Raw genomic sequence first — 4,306 nt, 5'->3', positions numbered from 1 at the left:
ATATTAAACTCTTACTCTTAATCCCTTTTATAGGGTGTGTTGGATTCTTGCCATTTGCAAATAGAATTGAGCCTTACGTATTAGGAATGCCTTTTCTTTTATTTTGGATTGTATTTTGGATGGTACTTTCCTCAATTATTTTAACCATTGTTTATAAGCTTGATCCCGATAATAAAGGGAGTGAGACAGAATGAATATATCATTATTTATTATTTTTATTTTCTTAATCCTATCTCTTTGTTTAGGGATAGCAGCAAGAAAAGGAAAAAAGATGAATTTGCAGCAATTTTCAGTTGGTGACAGAGGTTTTGGAACCTTGTTCGTATTCCTATTAATAGCTGGAGAGGTTTATACGACTTTTACTTTTCTAGGGGGAAGTGGTTGGGCGTATTCCAAAGGTGCTGCTGCATATTATGTGCCCACGTATATATTTTTAGCATATATAATATCTTATTGGATTGCCCCTAAAATTTGGAGATACGGTAAAGAACATGGTATTATTTCACAACCTGACTATTTTGCATCTAAATACGATAGTCGTGCAATGGGGGTTATAGTAGCTATTGTGGGAAGTTTAGCCCTTATACCATATATTTGTATACAAATGAAAGGGTTAGGGATCATTGTTTCAGAGGCTTCTTTTGGAGCTATTTCACCAATAGTTGCAAGTATTATAGGCGCAATAGTTATTACAACATATGTAATAATCTCGGGTATTCATGGCTCAGCTTGGACAGCTGTGATTAAAGATATTATGATTTTGGGAGTAGTTATTTTTTTAGGCCTATACATTCCTAGCCACTATTTTGGTGGAATTGAGCAAATGTTTAAGTCTGTTGAGGCTGTTAAACCTGAAGTGTTAACGTTAGCCGATGAGGGACTAAGTGTACCGTGGTTTATCTCTACTATCCTTTTAAATGCAATATCTTTCTATTTATTACCGACTTCTTTCTCTGTGGTTTTCTCAGCAAATGGTGAAAAAGCACTTCGTAAAAATGCAATTACCCTACCTTTATACACTATATTATTACTGTTTGTTTTCTTTATTGGCTTTTCAGCTATTGTAAAAATTCCTGGTTTACAAGGAGCTGATGGAGATCTTTCTCTTTTAAGATTATCTATTCAAACATTTGATCCTTGGGTCATTGGAATAGTTGGAGCAGCTGGTTTACTAACGGCTTTAGTACCAGCATCCGTTATGTTAATGTCTGCATCTGTTGGCTTAACAAAAGGGATTTACAATGTTATTTTTCCAAAAGCTACCGAAAAACAACAATTAGTAGCCTCAAAATTGTTCATCATTATCCTTTCTTTGACTGCTTTAATTTTCACAGTGTTTGGCGGGACAGCACTTGCAATGTTAAATATCATGTCATACAGTCTTATCGCACAATTGGCACCTGCATTATTCCTTAGTTTTTCCAAAAAAAATTATATTAATAAATATGGTGCAATGACTGGAATTATTACAGGAGTGCTCCTTGTATTGTATGCTACGATTTTTAATATAAAAGTCGCAACCTTTTTTCCAACAGTCCCACACACTATTAACGACATTAGTACAGGAGCGATAGTATTATTTATTAATATCGTAATAACTATTATTGTAAGCTTAGCTTCAAAAAACATACCGGTTCAAAAGGGGGCTACCACATCAACATTAAGCTAAAATAATTTTATATCTATATAACGAGAAAAATGTTATTTTTTTGAAAATTCACAGAAAGGATGACGTTTTTTATGAATTTTTCGATTCAAAATGAAATTTGAAAAAGATCAAAACTACCTGTTCTCTACGGTTTATTGGAGGCAGGTAGTTTTATTTTTCTCGAATTTACATAGTTGTAATAGATAGTTGAACTATTGTGAAAAGAGGGGGATGAATCGAATTATTCCTTATTTTGATCACTCATATTCGCTTCTCTAATTTCAGGAGTAAGCGAATATGATACGGTCACATTGAAATTACATTCTAAAGATGATCGGGAAAGTGTTGGGAAAGAAGCAGTAGCACGTATAAATGAAATTAAATCGCCTAAATTTGAACATGAATTCAAAGCTCCAGAGGATGGAAACGAGTTTATGGGGGATTTAGACGAGTCTACGAATATGATGAAAATGGTCTTTGGCGGAATTGCTGGAATTTCGTTATTAGTTGGTGGCATCGGTGTTATGAATATAATGCTTGTATCTGTAACAGAACGTACTCGTGAAATTGGCATCCGAAAAGCGCTTGGTGCAACGCGTAGTAAAGTATTAATGCAGTTTCTTATTGAATCTTGCATTTTAACAGCACTAGGTGGCTTAATTGGATTTATGCTTGGCGTATTCTTTGCGTGGTTAATTGTGATATTCGCAGAATAGCCATTTATTGTTTCAGTAAATTTAGGACTGATTTCGGTTGGAATATCTATGTTTATCGGTATTGTATTTGGTATACTACCGGCAAATAAAGCAGCAAAATTAGATCCGATTGAATGTTTGCGATATGAATAAGAAGGGAAGAGAATATAACTTTTGTTATGTTCTCTTTTTATTTTCATACAAAACTCTTTCTCAGCTTATCGTATCCAAATTTGAACGTAAGCATTTCGTAAGGAATGGATAAGAAAAAAGAGAGATTTATCATATAGGATTAGAGTATAACTTGATGTGAAGGGGGAAGAAATTAACTTAAATAATCAATTAGATAATGGAGTATTGCAAGAAATAGTAGTGATTTTTTGGCACAACATGTATGTCAAAAAGTGAAAGTTACAGGTTGTTAGGAACGAAATTATCAGTACTTAAAATAGAGGCATTATATTGTTAGTGAAGAAAAGGGTTGTACGAATGAATCATCAATACGATATTAATAGAGGAGAGAGAGTCTTATGAAAAAATGTAATTCAATTAAGTTAGCAAGTTTGTCAGTTCTATTAGCAGGTACTACTCTATTCACACCAGGTTTTACTGTGAAAGCAGAGTCAGTACAAAATATATCAAGTCCGTCACAATCACATGATCAAAAGAATCGGAATGGTTGGAAACAAGTAATGCAGGAATCAGTACAGCTTGGAACACCAGGGGTATTAGCTAAGACGTTTAACAACGGAAAAACTAGTAGTTATACAGCTGGCGTGGCAGAATTAAGTACAAAGCAACCGATGAAATCGGAATATCGCTTTCGGATTGGTAGTGTGACGAAGACTTTTACTGCCACGACTGTTCTTCAATTAGTAGGAGAAAATCGTATACAACTTGACGATCCAATTGAAAAGTGGCTACCGGATCTCATTCAAGGAGATGGGTATGATGGCAATCAAATTACGATACGTCAACTTTTGAATCATACGAGTGGTATAGCTGAATATTTAAAGTCAAAAGACGCTGACATAATGAATTCGAAAAAAACGTATACAGCAGAAGAAATAGTGAAAATGGGGCTTTCTCTACCACCTGATTTTTCGCCAGGTAAGGGGTGGTCGTATTCAAACACAGGATACGTAATATTGGGAATGCTTATTGAAAAAATAACTGGAAATAGTTATGCAGAAGAAATTGAAAAGCGAATTATTGAACCTTTGGATCTGTCAAATACGTTTTTACCAGGGAATTCAACCGTTATCCCAGGAAAGAATCATGCTCGAGGGTATATGAAAATTGACGGAACAAGCGAGTTGAAAGACATAACGTATTATAATCCGAGTTTAGCTAATTCAGCTGGAGATATGATTTCTAATGCGGACGATTTAAATACGTTCTTTTCATCTCTACTCGGTGGTAAGTTACTGAAGGAGAATCAATTAAAAGAAATGCTTACTACAGTTCCTACAGAAGGAGAAGGCGTTGGTGACGGATATGGTCTTGGAATCTATGAGACTAAACTTCCAAACGGTGTTTCAATTTGGGGTCACGGAGGGGCAATTCCTGGGTTCACAACTTTTGTTGGGGGAGTAATTGGGGGCAAACATACATTGGCTGTCAGTATTAACTCTTTAGGTGCGATTGATATTATTACGCAGTTTAATAAAATGATGAAAATTGAATTTAATAAATAGAAAAAAGAAAATGAATTGGATTCTGCTATTGTTGTATATAAAAGAGGTGCTTTTTAAATTTTGTAACTATGGACAGTATTAGCATCTATGATATGGCATCAAGTGTATTTCAAAGTGAAAATCAATCTTATTGCTTAGTATAAAAATAAAAAGGATGTCAGTTGCATGACATCCTTTTTATTTTGGAGCAAAGAGGTATACCTTTGATTCTGAAAATTGTTATTTTTGCAACCGTTCCATATAATAAAGGTTATAGGGATTTATAC

Annotated in this window: 3 protein-coding genes and 1 pseudogene; all 4 read left to right on the top strand. The window is 34.4% G+C overall.

All coding sequences use genetic code 11. From position 1 onward, the window contains the following. Positions 1–2 precede the first annotated feature (2 nt). The 4 genes and pseudogenes from AB3X48_RS18385 (at position 3) to AB3X48_RS18370 (ending at position 4,040) form a co-directional block, all read left to right on the top strand. On the top strand, positions 3–194 hold the full coding sequence (locus AB3X48_RS18385) for a DUF3311 domain-containing protein (RefSeq protein WP_367959793.1): 192 nt from the start codon (positions 3–5) through the stop codon (positions 192–194). After that, positions 191–1,669: a sodium:solute symporter family protein gene (locus tag AB3X48_RS18380; protein WP_016105226.1), complete on the top strand. Its 1,479-nt coding sequence runs from the start codon at positions 191–193 to the stop codon at positions 1,667–1,669. Before AB3X48_RS18385 ends, AB3X48_RS18380 begins: the two co-directional genes overlap by 4 nt. Before the next feature lie 458 nt (positions 1,670–2,127). Continuing rightward, positions 2,128–2,496, top strand: a pseudogene (locus AB3X48_RS22115) (ABC transporter permease); the annotation flags it as partial. A 377-nt stretch (positions 2,497–2,873) separates the two neighbouring features. Further along, positions 2,874–4,040 (top strand): serine hydrolase domain-containing protein, encoded by a 1,167-nt coding sequence (locus tag AB3X48_RS18370; RefSeq protein WP_016105224.1) that lies wholly within the window; start codon positions 2,874–2,876, stop codon positions 4,038–4,040. The last annotated feature ends 266 nt before the right edge of the window (positions 4,041–4,306 follow it).

It is taken from the genome of Bacillus sp. S4 (assembly GCF_040838205.1).
Taxonomy (GTDB): Bacteria; Bacillota; Bacilli; order Bacillales; family Bacillaceae_G; genus Bacillus_A; species Bacillus_A cereus_U.
This window is presented reverse-complemented; position numbering and strand designations above follow the sequence as displayed.